General features: G+C 64.4%; 15 protein-coding genes. 8 read left to right on the top strand and 7 right to left on the bottom strand.

The annotated features are described in order from the left end of the window. Positions 1-38: 38 nt before the first annotated feature. A complete protein-coding gene (locus tag AC3WJU_RS01275; RefSeq protein ID WP_284988265.1) occupies positions 39-1,193 on the bottom strand; it encodes a PDDEXK nuclease domain-containing protein in 1,155 nt (384 codons plus the stop codon). A gap of 215 nt (positions 1,194-1,408) precedes the next feature. Here AC3WJU_RS01275 and AC3WJU_RS01280 point away from each other — a divergent pair, with 215 nt between their 5' ends. From AC3WJU_RS01280 to AC3WJU_RS01300, 5 genes are all read left to right on the top strand, one after another. Beyond that, complete coding sequence (locus tag AC3WJU_RS01280) at positions 1,409-1,603, top strand: DUF1918 domain-containing protein (protein ID WP_492258950.1); 195 nt, start codon at positions 1,409-1,411, stop codon at positions 1,601-1,603. 72 nt (positions 1,604-1,675) lie between these two features. Beyond that, complete coding sequence (locus AC3WJU_RS01285; protein ID WP_492258951.1) at positions 1,676-2,164, top strand: DedA family protein; 489 nt, start codon at positions 1,676-1,678, stop codon at positions 2,162-2,164. A 32-nt stretch (positions 2,165-2,196) separates the two neighbouring features. Beyond that, positions 2,197-3,000: a thioesterase family protein gene (locus AC3WJU_RS01290; RefSeq protein WP_059389321.1), complete on the top strand. Its 804-nt coding sequence runs from the start codon at positions 2,197-2,199 to the stop codon at positions 2,998-3,000. Then, positions 3,000-3,776 (top strand): lipoate--protein ligase family protein, encoded by a 777-nt coding sequence (locus AC3WJU_RS01295; protein ID WP_492258952.1) that lies wholly within the window; start codon positions 3,000-3,002, stop codon positions 3,774-3,776. The genes AC3WJU_RS01290 and AC3WJU_RS01295 overlap by 1 nt, the downstream gene beginning before the upstream one ends. Before the next feature lie 56 nt (positions 3,777-3,832). Beyond that, on the top strand, positions 3,833-6,133 hold the full coding sequence (locus tag AC3WJU_RS01300; RefSeq protein WP_492258953.1) for an FdhF/YdeP family oxidoreductase: 2,301 nt from the start codon (positions 3,833-3,835) through the stop codon (positions 6,131-6,133). A gap of 29 nt (positions 6,134-6,162) precedes the next feature. Here AC3WJU_RS01300 and AC3WJU_RS01305 read toward each other — a convergent pair whose 3' ends face one another. Together AC3WJU_RS01305 and AC3WJU_RS01310 are read right to left on the bottom strand one after the other, a co-directional pair. Then, the gene (locus tag AC3WJU_RS01305) at positions 6,163-6,420 is read right to left on the bottom strand and encodes a mycoredoxin (RefSeq protein ID WP_059389319.1); all 258 of its coding nucleotides are present in this window, start codon (positions 6,418-6,420) and stop codon (positions 6,163-6,165) included. A gap of 126 nt (positions 6,421-6,546) precedes the next feature. Next, positions 6,547-6,936, bottom strand: a complete 390-nt coding sequence (locus AC3WJU_RS01310) for a hypothetical protein (protein WP_059389318.1) — start codon at positions 6,934-6,936, stop codon at positions 6,547-6,549. A gap of 205 nt (positions 6,937-7,141) precedes the next feature. Between AC3WJU_RS01310 and AC3WJU_RS01315 the strand changes: the two genes are divergently transcribed. Continuing rightward, positions 7,142-8,341, top strand: a complete 1,200-nt coding sequence (locus AC3WJU_RS01315) for an MFS transporter (protein ID WP_492258954.1) — start codon at positions 7,142-7,144, stop codon at positions 8,339-8,341. On the opposite strand, the gene AC3WJU_RS01320 is transcribed toward AC3WJU_RS01315, so the two are convergent. The 3 genes from AC3WJU_RS01320 to trxB all read right to left on the bottom strand — a co-directional run bounded on the left by AC3WJU_RS01320 (position 8,331) and on the right by trxB (position 11,971). Further along, positions 8,331-9,566, bottom strand: a complete 1,236-nt coding sequence (locus tag AC3WJU_RS01320) for an APC family permease (RefSeq protein ID WP_492258955.1) — start codon at positions 9,564-9,566, stop codon at positions 8,331-8,333. The genes AC3WJU_RS01315 and AC3WJU_RS01320 overlap by 11 nt on opposite strands. Positions 9,567-9,570: 4 nt before the next feature. Continuing rightward, positions 9,571-10,821 (bottom strand): Nramp family divalent metal transporter, encoded by a 1,251-nt coding sequence (locus AC3WJU_RS01325; protein WP_059389316.1) that lies wholly within the window; start codon positions 10,819-10,821, stop codon positions 9,571-9,573. 172 nt (positions 10,822-10,993) lie between these two features. After that, the gene (gene trxB / locus AC3WJU_RS01330; protein WP_307052987.1) at positions 10,994-11,971 is read right to left on the bottom strand and encodes a thioredoxin-disulfide reductase; all 978 of its coding nucleotides are present in this window, start codon (positions 11,969-11,971) and stop codon (positions 10,994-10,996) included. A 66-nt stretch (positions 11,972-12,037) separates the two neighbouring features. Between trxB and AC3WJU_RS01335 the strand changes: the two genes are divergently transcribed. After that, the gene (locus AC3WJU_RS01335) at positions 12,038-12,556 is read left to right on the top strand and encodes a GNAT family N-acetyltransferase (protein WP_492258956.1); all 519 of its coding nucleotides are present in this window, start codon (positions 12,038-12,040) and stop codon (positions 12,554-12,556) included. 33 nt (positions 12,557-12,589) lie between these two features. On the opposite strand, the gene AC3WJU_RS01340 is transcribed toward AC3WJU_RS01335, so the two are convergent. Further along, positions 12,590-13,282 (bottom strand): NUDIX domain-containing protein, encoded by a 693-nt coding sequence (locus tag AC3WJU_RS01340; RefSeq protein WP_492258957.1) that lies wholly within the window; start codon positions 13,280-13,282, stop codon positions 12,590-12,592. A gap of 46 nt (positions 13,283-13,328) precedes the next feature. Here AC3WJU_RS01340 and AC3WJU_RS01345 point away from each other — a divergent pair, with 46 nt between their 5' ends. Then, the gene (locus tag AC3WJU_RS01345; RefSeq protein ID WP_059389314.1) at positions 13,329-14,087 is read left to right on the top strand and encodes a DeoR/GlpR family DNA-binding transcription regulator; all 759 of its coding nucleotides are present in this window, start codon (positions 13,329-13,331) and stop codon (positions 14,085-14,087) included. Position 14,088: the final 1 nt, after the last annotated feature.

Below are 14,088 nucleotides of genomic sequence, written 5' to 3' on the forward strand. Positions count from 1 at the left end.
GTAGCTTGAGCTTGTTGCCCCAGCGCCGGGGCCACTGTTCACGGATTGGGTTCAGCTTCCACGGCAGGCGCGCGTCCCTTGGACGCGGCGTTCGCCCGTTCATCGGCCAGTTCGGCCTCGAGGAGTTCAATGCTTGGAAGGCTCGAGGCGAGTTCCTCCGGCAGCGATTCGATGATTTTGCTCTGCCATTCCGAGACACCGATGGGCAGGTTGATTCCCCGCAAGGCGTACTCGGCCACCACGTTGTTCTTCTCCTTGCAGAGCAGGAGGCCGATGGTTGGCTTGTCATCGGGATGCGCCAGGAGATCGTCCACGGCCGACATGTACATGCCTAGCTGGCCGACAAACCCGGGCTCGAACTTCACCGCCTTAAGCTCGATCACTACATAGCAGCGGAGCTTCAAGTGATAGAAGAGGAGATCGGCGAAGAACTCATCGCCGTTGATTTCCAGCCGGACCTGCTCGCCGACAAAGGCGAAGCCTTGGCCCAGTTCCAGGAGGAACTTCTCCACATGTTGGACGAGTTGAAGCTCCAGTTCCCGCTCGTTGCGGCGGTCTGTCATGGCGACGAAGTCGAACACATACGGGTCCCTGGTGGCTTGTTGGGCAAGGTCCGAGTCCGCCGGCATCATGGTGGTGCTGAAGTTGGTTATTGCTTGCCCGGAGCGCTCATGGAGGCGCGTTTCGATCTGATGGGCAAGGACGTTGCGCGACCATCCGTGTTCGACGGCGGCAGCCGCGTACCAGAGGCGGGTCGCGGCGTCGTCGAGCTTCTCAAGCAGCGCGATCTGGTGGTACCAGGGCAATGTTGCAAGCGGCACTTGCAACATTGGGAACTCCGGCCAAGCCTGGGCGAAAGTCTTCATGTAGCGGAGGTTCCTTGGCGAGAATCCCTTGGATCCAGGAAACCGGGTTTGTATGTCTGCCGACAGGCGGGTGACGACTTTCGAGCCCCAGCCTTGCTCCGATTCCCGCTGCGCCAATTGCCTGCCGATGGACCAATAGGAAGCAAGCAGCGCCTTGTTCGCCGCGGAAATGGCCCGTGAACGTCCCGTGCCGACTTCCTTGGAGACACTGGCAAGCAGCTCGGGGTACCAGTCCGGCATGGAGGTGCGCGCCGGGGGAGCAGCGAACGACGCCGCGGCTTCCGCCGCCGTCGTGGTCTGTTCCGGTTTCAGTTCTTGGCTTCGCACTGGCTGTCCTCTTCTTAGGCGGTTGGGCTTCTTAGGCGGTTGGGCGACTTGGGCGCATGGCGACCGGTTCGGCGACCATTTCGTCGAACGTACGGGAGAGGGCTGACAATTTAGGAGCTGGGACGTGCCACCGCTCAGCCGGCTGGGTGGACCGCCGGCACCCTGTTCCCACGACGGCCCAACACTCGTAATCTGAATGCTGGGAGGTGGTTCCTGTGGAAGCAGCCCAGGGAGATCGGATCATCATTCATGGCAGGACGGTCGGGGCGTCCGACCGGCACGGCGAGATCATCGAAGTCCGCGGTGCAAATGGTGCGCCGCCGTATTTCGTCCGTTTTGACGATGGCCACGAGACCATCCTGTATCCGGGTGGTGATTTCACGATCGATCGCACAGGCGTGAGCTCGTAGCCGCCCGGCCGGCCGTGTTTCCTCATGAGCTAAGGTAAGACTTAGCTGTGAAGGAGACCGGGGAGGGCGCGCGTGGACCAGATCCTCGACCTGCCCTTTGAAGTGGCGCTTGCGGCGCTCTTCGCCGTCGTGATGGTCCGGGTCAACGCGACATACTGGATCGGCCGCGGCGCAGCGGCCGGAATGGAACGCACGCGGTTCGCACGCGCCTTGCATCGCCCCAAAGCAAGCAAAGCGCAGGCCCTGATTCAGCGCTTTGGTCCCTACGCGGTCGTGCTGACCTTCCTGACTATCGGACTCCAAACCGCCGTGAACCTGGCCGCGGGGGCTGCGAGAATGCCACTCAGCCGGTATCTCCCTGCGGCGATAGTAGGCTCCGGTATCTGGGCCCTCGTCTACGCGACCATCGGCCTCGCGGCGATAGATGCGTGGCTCGCCGTCATGGCGGCCTCCCCATTTGCCGCCGTGCTCCTGTTCCTCATCCTTGCCGGATTGGCGGTCTGCCTGGTCATGCGGCGTCGGCGTCGGACGGCTGTGGCGCCAGAAGATACAGTGGTCTGAGTTCCATTACCGGACCGGCGAAAGGGCAGGCGTTGAGTATTGAGCTTCCGGACCTTGCGGAAGGCGACTTCTACTACGAATCGCTCGGGAATGGGCGCTTCCGCTCAACCATCCACGCCCAGGGGGCGTGGAATCCGCACGAGCAGCACATGGCGCCTGCATCGGGCATCCTGGCTGATGCCCTGCTCCGCCACGAGCCGCGCGACGACGTCCGGATGGCCCGCCTCAGCTACGAAATCCTCGGATTGATCCCCGGCGGCGAATTCGACATCACCACGGCCACGGTCCGCCCCGGCAGGACGATTGAATTGATCCAGGCGGAACTCTCGGCGGCAGGACGCGTGGCTATCCGTGCCACCGCCTGGCGCATGGCGACCAGCGACACGAGTGCCGTCGCCGCCATAGAAGACGTTGAAATGCCGGCCCCGGACGAATGCAAGCCGTGGGACGGCGCGAGCGTATGGCCGGGTGGCTACATCCGGTCCCTCGAAATGCGGATAGCGGAAGGACACCGGGCAGGCTCCGGCAAAGTCTGGATCCGCACGGAGCATCCGCTCACCGATGCTGCGGACAGCCGCGATCTCGCGCGGCTGGTCGGACTCGTGGACACAGCCAACGGTATTGCCGCGCGCGTTTCACCCGGAAAGAACAGCTACATCTTCCCCAACCTTGACCTGCAGATCCACATGTACCGCGAACCTGCGGGCGAATGGCTGGGCCTGGACAATATGGTCTCCTTCGGAAACGACGGCATCGGCCTCACATCCACCGTGCTTCACGACATCAGTGGCCCTTTCGGCCGCGCGGAGCAGATCCTCACGCTGAGGAAGAGCTGATGGTTGAGGACCTCGCCCGGACACAGCGCACGCTGACGGTAGTGCGCCAGGAAGAATCCCTCGGAGTCGCCGATGACCTGGACTTCGGGATCGAACTCCTCAACCGTGCCCGCAGAGGGCTGCTCGGCCCGACGCTCCGAATGTACAGGCCCCGGCCTACGGTGGCGTTCGGGCAACGCGATGCCAAGCTGCCGGGATTCCAGGGCGCGTCCGAGGCCTGCCGGAACCTGGGTTTCGAACCCCTGATCCGCAAGGCGGGCGGGCGTGCCGCGGCCTACCACCGGGGCACCCTGGTGATCGATCATGTGGAGCCTCACGCCGACGCGATTGCCGGGGCGAAGGCCCGATTCTCCTTCTTTGGCGAGCTACTCGCTGGTGCGCTCCGCCGCGTCGGGGTGCAGGCCGCCGTCGGGGAGATCCCCGGGGAGTACTGCCCGGGCGAGTTCAGCGTCCACGGCCTGGACCCCGATTTTCCAACGCACCAGATCAAGCTGGTCGGGACCGCCCAGAGGGTTGTCTCCGGGGGGTGGCTGTTCAGTTCGGTGATCGTCGTCGAGAACTCGGCGCCCATCCGCGAAGTCCTCACTGCCAGCTATGGCGCCCTCGGACTCGAGTGGGACCCAGCCACTGCCGGGGCGGCCAACGACCTCTTGCCGCAGCTGGACGTACCCACGGTGGAGGACGCCGTCGTCGCGGCTTACGCGGAATATGCCGAACTCGTCGACGGCGATTTCCAGAGCCTGCTCCCCGTGACGAGCACCAGCACGCCGTTGTAGACGAATACCGCCAGGACTACGCTTGAGGCCACAAGCAAGTGGACCGAGGTAGAACAATGGACAAGAAGCCATCGGTTGTCCACGATTCCGACGCGGACCTCACCGTTGGACCGCCGAAGCGATCCGCCGCGGGTTTGCCCAGCCTGGTGGACTCCTTGCCGCGTGCGGTGAGCCAGATGGGGCCGTCCCGCACCTGGAAGTCCTTGCTGGCAATGAACCAGAAGGACGGCTTCGACTGCATGAGTTGCGCCTGGCCGGATCCTCCCGAGCGGAAGCTGGCCGAGTTCTGTGAGAACGGTGCGAAGGCCGTCGGGTGGGAGGCTGATCCGCTCAAGGTTCCGTCCGGTTTCTGGGACGAGAACGACGTCGAATCCCTCGCCCAGCGCTCGGAATACTGGCTGGGACAGCAGGGCAGGCTCGTTGAACCCGTCTACAAACCCGCGGGTTCCAGCCACTACCGTCCCATCAGTTGGGACAATGCGTTCCGGATTGTGGCCCGTGAGCTGAACGCCCTGGAATCGCCTGACGAGGCGACCTTTTACACGAGCGGACGGACGAGCAACGAGGCCGCGTTCGTCTACCAGCTCTTCGTCCGGGCGTTCGGAACCAACAACCTGCCCGATTGCTCGAACATGTGCCACGAGTCCACGGGGCTTGCCCTCGGTGAGACGCTCGGCGTCGGAAAGTCCGCCGTCAGCTACACGGACTTCGCCAAGGCGGATTTGATCATCATCATGGGCCAAAACCCGGGGACCTGCCACCCCCGGATGCTCACCGCGTTGGAGGAGGCAAAGCTCGCCGGTGCCAGCATTGCGGCGGTGAACCCGCTCCCCGAAGCCGGACTCATCAACTTCAAGAACCCGCAACGTCCCCGTGGGCTGGTGGGCAAAGGAACGGACTTGGCGGACCAGTTCCTGCAGATCCGCCTCGCAGGAGACATGGCGTTGCTTCAGGCAGTCTCCAAGCGGGTTCTGGACGCGGAGAAGGCAGCGCCGGGGGCGGTACTCGATCATGCGTTCATCGAGGAGCACTGCCAAGGACTCGAAGAGTTCCAAGCCCACATCGACGAGCTGGACGAGAAGGACGTCCTTGCCGCGACGGGCCTGAGGACCGAGGAAATCGACGAGCTCGCATCCCGCTACCTGCGTGCGGAGAAAGTCATCATCACCTGGGCGATGGGCCTGACCCAGCACAAGAAGGCCGTGTCCACCATCAAGGAGATCGTCAACCTGCTGTTGCTCCGTGGAAACATCGGCAAACCCGGCGCCGGACCGTCGCCGATCCGTGGGCACAGCAACGTCCAGGGCGACCGCACCATGGGCATTTGGGAGAAGATGCCCGAACCGTTCCTCAACGCCCTGCAGCAGGAATTCGGCTTCGACCCGCCGCGGCACCCCGGCGTCGATTCCGTGGACAGCATCCGCGGCATGCGGGACGGCAGGATCAAGGTGCTCGTAGCGCTCGGTGGAAACCTCGTGCACGCAATGTCTGACACCACTGCGGCTGAGGCCGCCGTCCGCAAGACCCGGCTTTCCGTCCAGATTTCTACGAAGCTCAACCGTTCCCACGCCGTGGTGGGAGAACAAGCGATGATCCTGCCGACCATGGGCCGTACGGAAATAGACCGCCAGGCCGGCGGAGAGCAGTTCGTCACCGTCGAGGACACCGTCTGCGCGGTTCACCGCTCGGCGGGAAGGCTGGAGCCGATTTCGGACAAAGTCTTGTCCGAAGTGGCGATCGTATGCCGCATGGCCGCCACGGTACTCGGCGACAAAGTCCCTGTGGACTGGCGAAGTTTCGAAGCGAACTACGACTCAGTGCGCGAACACATCTCCCACGTGGTGCCTGGCTTCGAGGACTTCAATAAGAAAGCCCGGAGCCGTGACGGTTTCGTCCTGCCCCACGGCCCCCGGGACGAGCGGAAGTTTCCCACCGCCACCGGGAAAGCGATGTTCACTGTCAACGACCTTGAGACCATCCATGTCCCGGAGGGGCGCCTGCTGCTCCAGACGGTGCGCTCCCACGATCAGTTCAACACGACCACCTACAGCATGAACGACCGCTACCGCGGCGTGAAGAAGGGCCGCATGGTGCTCTTTGCGCACAGCGACGACCTCGCTGACCTGGGCCTTGCCGACGGCGGCTATGTGGACGTCCACAGCGAAGCCGACGACGGCGTGGACAGGGTCCTGCGCCAGCTGCGGTTGATCGCGTACCCCACGGCCCGCGGTTGCGTGACTGCCTATTACCCGGAGGCGAACGTCCTTGTACCGCTGGATTCGACCGCCGAGGGCAGCAACACTCCTGCGTCCAAGTCCGTGGTGGTGCGCCTGGAACCAGCCGCACCACCGGGATAACTCAGCCCGGATAACCCAGCTCTGGAGGTTCAGGCGGCGAGGCGCGCTTCGACCTCGGCTGCGGACGGGTTGGTGGCCGCGGTTCCGTCCGGGAAGAGGACCGTGGGGACGGTCTGGTTCCCGCCGTTCAGCTTCTCCACGAGTTCGGCAGTGCCCTCAACCTCTTCGATGTTGATCTCGTTGTAGCCGATGCCCTTGGCGTCCAGCTGCTTCTTCAGGCGGTTGCAATAACCGCACCAAGTGGTCGAGAACATAGTGATGGTGCCGGATTCGGGGGTGAAGTCCACGGATTCTCCTGCCGTCGTTGTTTTGAACTACTCGCATCAACGGTAACCCGGCAGGCACTATTCCTTCGCGCGCATGTGTCACATGACACGCAAGGGCGAATCGGTCATGGATTTGGGCGCGCGGTCCTAGAGCGACTCTTCGACGGTGACGCCGGACTGGAACTCACGGCCGTCGGCTTCACTGAAGGCCGTCATCACATGTCCCTTGCCAAGGCCGTTGATCGCCGAGAGGGGGAAATGGCCGGTAATAGTGTTCCCCGAGTGCTCAACACCCTTCAGGTCGTAGTTCTCTTCGGCGCTTTGGTCGTGGTTAAAGGAGAAGAAGGCGATCGCCTCCCCGTTCATGAACTCGATACCCAGTCTTCGCTGAGAGGAATAGTCCGGAGTCGCCGCGACCAGGCCTACGACATAGGCGCCGGAACCAGGGATGTTGCCCTCGATCTCGAACTTCGCCACGAGCGTGGCTTCCGTGGCGGTTACGCTGGCCTGCTTCAGAAGTGCCTCATGGATGCTCATGGCTCAATCCTGCTCTGTGCGACCTCCGCCGTCCACCCCTGATTCGGGTTTTGTCAGAGCCCCGCCGCCGGCCGGATCCTCTCGGGCCCGCGGCCAAAATCCGTCTTGACCAGCCGGAAGACCTGCCGATACAGGTACCGGCAGGGCCTCCCTTACGGCCGGGAAGGCTTCTAGGGTTGAGGGCGTGGATAACCCGAATGGAAGCATGAAGCGATTGCTCGTCCCGTCTGCGGCGCTGTTGTGGGGGTTCCAGTTCGCGTTTCTCAACCCCGCGCTGGCACTCCTGCTGGTGGCGCTCTTCAATGCCACCCCGGCCGAGGTGGGGTGGGTCCTCGCGGTCTACAATGCCAGCGGCTTCGTAGCTTCCCTTCTTGTGCCGGCGTATGCCGACCGTGCAAACGACTACTTGCGCCCCATGCTGGCCTGTGGCGTCCTGACCCTGGCGCTGTCCACCCTCCTGGCCGTGAGCACTTCGCTGCCGCTCGCCGTCGTGGGCTTGATAGTCCTTGGCGGCCCGGCAGGGGTCGGAAGCTCGCTCTTGTTCGCCCACCTCAGGCACTCAGGCGCCGGAATGAGCGACGTGATGAACACCCGCGCGATTGTCTCTTTCGCCTGGGTCGCGGGACCGCCCCTCGCGACATTCATCATGGGCACGCTGGGCAATCGGGCCATCCTGCTCGCGCTTGGTGTGGTGGCCGTCCTCAACGTCGCCACGACTGCTGCCATGATTTCCCGACGGCGCGCTGCCTCCGACGAGAATCGTCCCAAGGCCCATGCCGAAGAGGATGGGCACCCGTTCTCGAAATTCGGGGTCGCCGCCGTCGTCTTCGCCTTTGTCGCCTTGCAGGCCACCAACAGCGCCGCTGTGTCCATCATGAGCCTGTTCGTGACCCAAGGGCTCGGTGTGGATGTCATCTGGGCGGGCATCGCGCTTGGCGTGTCGGCCGCGCTTGAGATACCTGCGCTCTTCCTCATCGGGCGGCTGGCGCGCCGCTACTCCAGCCGGGCGCTCATCGCCTCCGGATGCGTGGCCGGGATCGCGTACTACGCGGGCATGGCCTATGTCTCCAACCCTGCCACCCTGATTGCGCTCCAGGTCCTGAATGCCTGGTTCTTCGGGATTGTGGCGGGCGTGGGGTTGACGTTGTTCCAGCGGCTGATTCCCCGTCCCGGCCTGGCTTCGGGGCTCTACACCAACACGCGGCGCGTCGGCGCTATCGTCTCGGGCCCCATCATTGCTTTGGGATCGACGACGGCGCTCGGCTACCAGGGCATCTTCGCGGCTTGCGCCGGACTCACGGTCTTGGCGCTGGTAGTCATTGTGCTGGCCGGGCGGACGTCGCGGCGAATGCCGCCGAATGAGCGTCCTGCTGCCCCTGCGCCAACCCATGACGCTATCGCTTGAGCCTTACGACGCGCAGGAGGATGCCTGCCGCGAACATGAGGACGCCCAGGGCCGCCGATAGCGGCGGGAGCGTGCTCACGAGGACCACACAGGCCAGGGCTCCGAACACCTGGAGCGCTTTGGGGTATCGGCGGTCTTCGGCCGGTTGGGTATACGCCGCAATATTGGCGACCAGGTAGTAGATGAGGACGCCGAACGAGGAGAAACCGATCGCGCCGCGCAAGTCGGCGAACGCGACGATCACGCAGATCACGACGGCGAGAGTGACCTCGGCCCGGTGCGGGACACGGTACCGGGGGTGGACGGCGGCGAGCCAGTGCGGCAGGTCGTGGTGCCTGGCCATTGCCAGGGTGGTCCGGCCCAAGCCCGCGATGAGGGCCAACAGTGCACCGAGGGAGGCGACGGCGGCTCCCGCGCGGACCGCCGGGACGGCCCAGGCTCCGACCGCGGCAGCGAGCGGCGTCGGGGTGGCAGCCACACCGTCCGGGCCGAGCGCGGCAAGGAGAGTCACGGCGATGATGGCGTAAATGACGACGGCGATGCCCAAGGCGATCCCGATGGCACGCGGAATCGCCCGGCGGGGGTCCCGGACTTCCTCTCCCATCGTGGCGATCCTCGCGTAGCCTGCGAAGGCGAAGAACAGCAACCCTGCGGATTGGAGGATCCCGTACCAGCCGTGCGCAAGCAGTCCGTCCCCGGGGATGTTGGCCGGAGACGGGGCAGAGCCGCCCCAACACGCTGCCACCCCGACGGCGAGGGCCGCCAGCACTGCGAGAACCAGAATGCGGGTCAGGCCAGCCGTGCGGGTCACCCCGTGATAGTTCACCGCGGCGAGGACGACGACGGCGGCGATGGCCACGGGACGTTCCCACCCGGGAGGGGCGGCGTAGGCGGCGAATGTCATGGCCATGGCTGCCGCGCTGGCGGTCTTGCCGATGACGAATCCCCAACCGGCCAGGTATCCGGCCCAGGGTCCCAGCCGTTCACGGCCGTAAATGTAGCTTCCGCCCGACGTCGGGTACGCGGCGGCGAGCTGGGCGGAGGACGTCGCGTTGCAGAATGCCACAGCCGACGCGATGACGAGCCCGATCAGCAACCCTGATCCTGCGGCGGAAGCGGCAGGAGTGAAGGCGGCGAACACGCCGGCGCCGATCATCGAGCCCAATCCGATCACGACCGCGTCGAAGGTACCCAGCCGACGGGCCAGGCCCTGGGGGTTGCTCATGGGCCTAGGACTTCCCCGTGACTGTCAGGACGATAAGGACGCAATTGAGTCCCACGATCAGTGCAGCGCTGGTCCACCCGGCAATCCTCAATGGCGTGGAATCCGTGTGGATGCCCATGACTTCGCGCTTGCCGGTGAGCCGGATCAGCGGAATCAAGGCGAAAGGAATGCCGAAGCTCAGCAGGACTTGGCTCAGCACGAGTGCCAGCGTGGGTTCGATGCCCGCGCCGAGAATGACCAGCGCCGGGACCAGCGTAACCACCCGGCGGAGCAGCAGGGGTATTCGGATCTTAAGGAGCCCGCCCATGACCGTTGCTCCGGCGTAGCATCCGACGGACGTTGAAGCGAGGCCTGAGGCAAGCAAACCGATACCGAAAGCCACGCCGATGATCGGACCAAGGGCAGATGTCACAGCGGCATGGGCGCCGGCGATCGTGTCGGTTCCTTCGACTCCCCGCAGGCTGGACGCGGCCAAAAGGAGCATGGCGATGTTCACGACCCCGGCAAGCACCAAAGCCCCCACGACGTCCACACGGGTGATCTTGATGAGCCGCGTCCGTTCAGCGGGGTCCTCCGAGAAACCATGCCGGTCGCGGGCCAGGGCTGAATGCAGGTAGATCGCATGCGGCATGACCGTGGCGCCGAGCATGCTCGCGGCAAGCAGGACAGTGTCCGTGCCCTCGAACCGCGGCACCAGACCCGCCAGTACGCCACCGGTCTCCGGGGGATTGACGAAGAGACCCGACACGAAACCGACGGCGATGACGGCCAAGAGCATCATGATGGCGTATTCAAAGGACTTCTGGCCCCGTGACGACTGGAGCGCCAGGAGCAACATGGAAGCCACTCCGATGATGATGCCGCCCATGAGAAGTGGCAGTCCGAAGAGGAGGTTGAGGGCCACGGCTCCGCCGATGACTTCGGCCATGTCGGTAGCCCCGGCCACCACCTCCGCCTGGACCCAGAACAGTCTGCGACGGTGGGTTCCCAAGCGTTTGCCCAGGAGCTCAGGAAGGCTGTGCCCGGTGGCCAATCCAAGTTTCGCCGATTGGTACTGCACCAGGACCGCCATGATGTTCGCCGCTACCAGGACCCACACGAGGAGGTAGCCGTAATTCGCTCCCGCGGTGAGGTTTGCGGCGACGTTGCCCGGATCGACATAGGCGATCGCAGCCACGAAAGCCGGCCCCAACAGGAGCAGCCGGGACTTCCACCGGGGTTTGCTCGCCGGTCGCTCAACAATCGTGGCAGCCATGGTTTCCTCAACAGCGGGGATACGGACATGATGAGGATACCGTTAAGTTAGGCATACCGAAAAGTAGCTTTTAGGTGCAGCTTGATAAGCTCGCGCTTTGCCCAACTGACTGGCAGTAAGTGTCGCTTTGAGCCCTCAAAACGACACTTACTGCTAGTTAGTTGGGTGCGGCTCAGGCGTGGGTGGGTTCTTCCACCAATGCCGTGGCGATGCTGTCCGCGTCATCGAGTGCGGCGAGGTACCGTTCGGCATCCAGGGCCGCGGCGCAACCCGTGCCGGCGGCCGTAATGGCCTGGCGGTAGCGGTGGTCCACGGCGTCGCCGCAAGCGAAAACTCCGGAGAGGTTGGTAACAGTGGTGGGGGAATCCACCTTGATGTAGCCCTCGGCGTCGAGTTCCACCTGTCCTGCGACAAGGTCCGTCCGCGGGACATGTCCAATGGCCACGAATATGCCCGTAGCCGCATGTTCACGCGATTCACCGGATCGTGTGTCGGCCAGGGTAACCCCGGTAACCTTGGCGTCGCCGTGGATCGCCGTGATCGCCGAGTTCCATGCGAAGCGGATTTTCGGATTGTCCTTGGCCCGTTGGGCCATGATCCGGGAGGCCCTTAGCTCTTCCCTACGGACGACGACGGTCACGGTCTTCGCGAACCGGGTCAGGAACATCGCCTCTTCCATGGCGGAGTCGCCGCCCCCCACCACGATGATTTCCTGTTCGCGGAAGAAGAAGCCATCGCATGTGGCGCACCATGAAACGCCGTGTCCGCTCAGCCTCTTCTCTTCGGGCAAGCCGAGTTCTTTGTAGGCGGAACCGGTCGCAAGGATTACGGCCGGTGCCTCGTGGGTGTCGCCGGAGCCGGTGACCACGCGCTTGAGGTGCCCGGCCAGCTGGACTTGAGTGACGTCGTCGAACACTATCTTCGCGCCGAAGCGCCCGGCTTGTTCCTGCAGGCCATCCATGAGCTCGGGTCCCTGGATTCCGGCGGGGAATCCGGGGAAGTTTTCCACCTCCGTGGTGTTCATCAGCGCGCCGCCGGCGGTGACTGATCCAGCAAGGACGAGGGGGCTCAGGCCCGCCCGGGCGGCATAGATTGCCGCGGTGTAACCGGCGGGGCCGGATCCAATGATGATCAGTTGTTCTTTGCTCATGGGACAAGTGCAACAAGGTCGGGGGATTCAATCAAGGGCTCGTTAATCCATGTGCATAATGGGTGAATGTTCAGCGAAGTCGGAGCCGTCCTGATCCGGCCCATGAATCCCGAGGATTGGCCCGCGGTCCGTGCGATTTTCACGGAGGGTATCGAGACCGGGCAGGCAACCTTTGAAGCGGCAGCCCCGGACTGGGAGCAGTTCAACGCGGGCCGCCTTCCCGATCACCGATTCGTCGCTGTTGCATCCGGCCTCGTGGTGGGGTGGACTGCTGTTTCCCCTGTGTCTGCGCGCCCGGCATATGCCGGCGTCGTCGAACACTCCGTCTATGTCGCCGGTTCTGCGCGCGGACGGGGAGTTGGAGGCCTGCTGTTGAAAACGCTGGCTGCGTCGACCGAAGAGCACGGCATCTGGACCATCCAGTCGAGCATTTTCCCCGAGAACCAGGCCAGCATCCGCCTTCACGAGGCCAACGGATTCACCATTGTTGGCCGTCGCGAACGCATCGCACGCATGAGCACAGGGCCCCTTGCCGGCCAATGGCGCGACACGCTCCTGCTTGAACGGCGCTCACGCCGGGTCTGAGCGGCGCGGTTTGAGGGGCGCGCCGAGGGTGGCTTATGGCACTTCGCAGAGGTGGTTGAGGGCCGCCCACTGAAGGAGCATGATCGACTTTCCGTCCACGATGCGGCCGTCGTCGATCATGGCGAGGGCATCGGAGAAGGCAATCTCGATGGTTTCGATGTCCTCGCCCTCCGCGGCTACTCCGCCGCCGGGGCCTGTCTGGTCCGCCGGGGTGTAGGGCGCGACGTAGAAGTGCAGCCGTTCGGTGACAGATCCGGGGCTCATGTATGCGTCGAAGACGTGCCGCGGCGTTCCGACGTCGACGCCGAGTTCCTCGCTTGCCTCGCGCCGGATGGCCGTTTCGGGATCGTCGTCGTCCAGCAATCCGGCAGCAGCCTCGATCAGCATGCCGTCCGGATGATCGTTGACATAGGCCGGAAAGCGGAACTGCCGCGTGAGCAGAACCGTGCCCCGGCCGGCGTCGTACAACAGAATCGTTGCTCCGTTCCCTCTGTCGTAACTTTCGCGTTGCTCGGTGACCCATCGGCCGTCCCTGCGGCGGTAGTCGAAGGTGGTGCGACGCAGCACGTGCCAACCGTCGGAAGTCACTTCGACGTCGCGCACCACCACGGCGGGATTGCGGTCGAGGCCCCGGCCTGCCTGGTCGAGGCCGGTGCGGCCGCGGTGGTCGGGGACATCAATTCCAGGACGCAACGTCGTGGGAGGGGCATCGATTCTCGGAGTCATCCCGCTAGAATAGTGCATGATCGTGCAACATCAGGAAGGAACGCGCATGCTTGCTGCCGAACGGCACCAATTTCTCCTCTCGCGGCTTGCGGCCGATGGCAAGGTGATCGCCAAAGACATCGCCCGTGAACTCGGCCTGTCCGAAGACAGCGTGCGCCGCGATCTGCGCGAGCTTGCCGCGGCCGGGCTCTGCCAGCGTGTATACGGCGGTGCGCTGCCGGCTTCTCCTGCGATCGCCGACTATGCCACCCGCGCTACGGTCGAGCCGGAGAGCAAGGGGCGCATTGCTGCCTGCGCCGCTTCGATGATCCAGCCGGGTTCCGCCGTGATCCTCGACGGCGGCACCAGCACCCTCGCGGTGGTCCACGCGCTGCCGGCGGAGCTCGACTGCACTGTGATTACCCACAGTCCGACCATCGCCTCGGCGCTTGTCGAGCATCCCCTCATCGAGGTGTTCCTCCTCGGGGGCCGCTTGTTCAAACACTCTGCCGTGACCTGCGGGGCTGCGGCGGTCGAGGCCACCCAGGCCGTTTCCGCCGAGTTGTTCTTCCTCGGTGTCACCGGAATCCACCCCGTCCACGGACTCACCACCGCCGACGCCGACGAAGCCGCCATGAAGCGTGCTCTCGCCGCCCGTGCGGCAGATACGTACGTCCTCGCGAGCGCCGAGAAGATCGGGGCCGTTTCGCGCTACTCGGTGTTGCCTTTCGCCAGCGTCGCCGGCCTTATTACCGATGCGCCAGCGAACGATCCCACCATGGGGGAGCTCTCGCGCCTTGGCATCGCCCTTGTGGGCGCTGGATAAC

The organism is Arthrobacter sp. FW306-1B-F12A (assembly GCF_058781865.1).

Coding starts and splice junctions, on each gene's coding strand:
- AC3WJU_RS01295 (WP_492258952.1), top strand. CDS start 3,000: ATGGTTGAGGACCTCGCCCGGACACAGCGCACGCTGACGGTAGTGCGC.
- AC3WJU_RS01300 (WP_492258953.1), top strand. CDS start 3,833: ATGGACAAGAAGCCATCGGTTGTCCACGATTCCGACGCGGACCTCACC.
- AC3WJU_RS01310 (WP_059389318.1), bottom strand. CDS start 6,936: ATGAGCATCCATGAGGCACTTCTGAAGCAGGCCAGCGTAACCGCCACG.
- AC3WJU_RS01315 (WP_492258954.1), top strand. CDS start 7,142: ATGAAGCGATTGCTCGTCCCGTCTGCGGCGCTGTTGTGGGGGTTCCAG.
- AC3WJU_RS01320 (WP_492258955.1), bottom strand. CDS start 9,566: ATGAGCAACCCCCAGGGCCTGGCCCGTCGGCTGGGTACCTTCGACGCG.
- AC3WJU_RS01325 (WP_059389316.1), bottom strand. CDS start 10,821: ATGGCTGCCACGATTGTTGAGCGACCGGCGAGCAAACCCCGGTGGAAG.
- trxB (WP_307052987.1), bottom strand. CDS start 11,971: ATGAGCAAAGAACAACTGATCATCATTGGATCCGGCCCCGCCGGTTAC.
- AC3WJU_RS01335 (WP_492258956.1), top strand. CDS start 12,038: ATGTTCAGCGAAGTCGGAGCCGTCCTGATCCGGCCCATGAATCCCGAG.
- AC3WJU_RS01340 (WP_492258957.1), bottom strand. CDS start 13,282: ATGACTCCGAGAATCGATGCCCCTCCCACGACGTTGCGTCCTGGAATT.
- AC3WJU_RS01345 (WP_059389314.1), top strand. CDS start 13,329: ATGCTTGCTGCCGAACGGCACCAATTTCTCCTCTCGCGGCTTGCGGCC.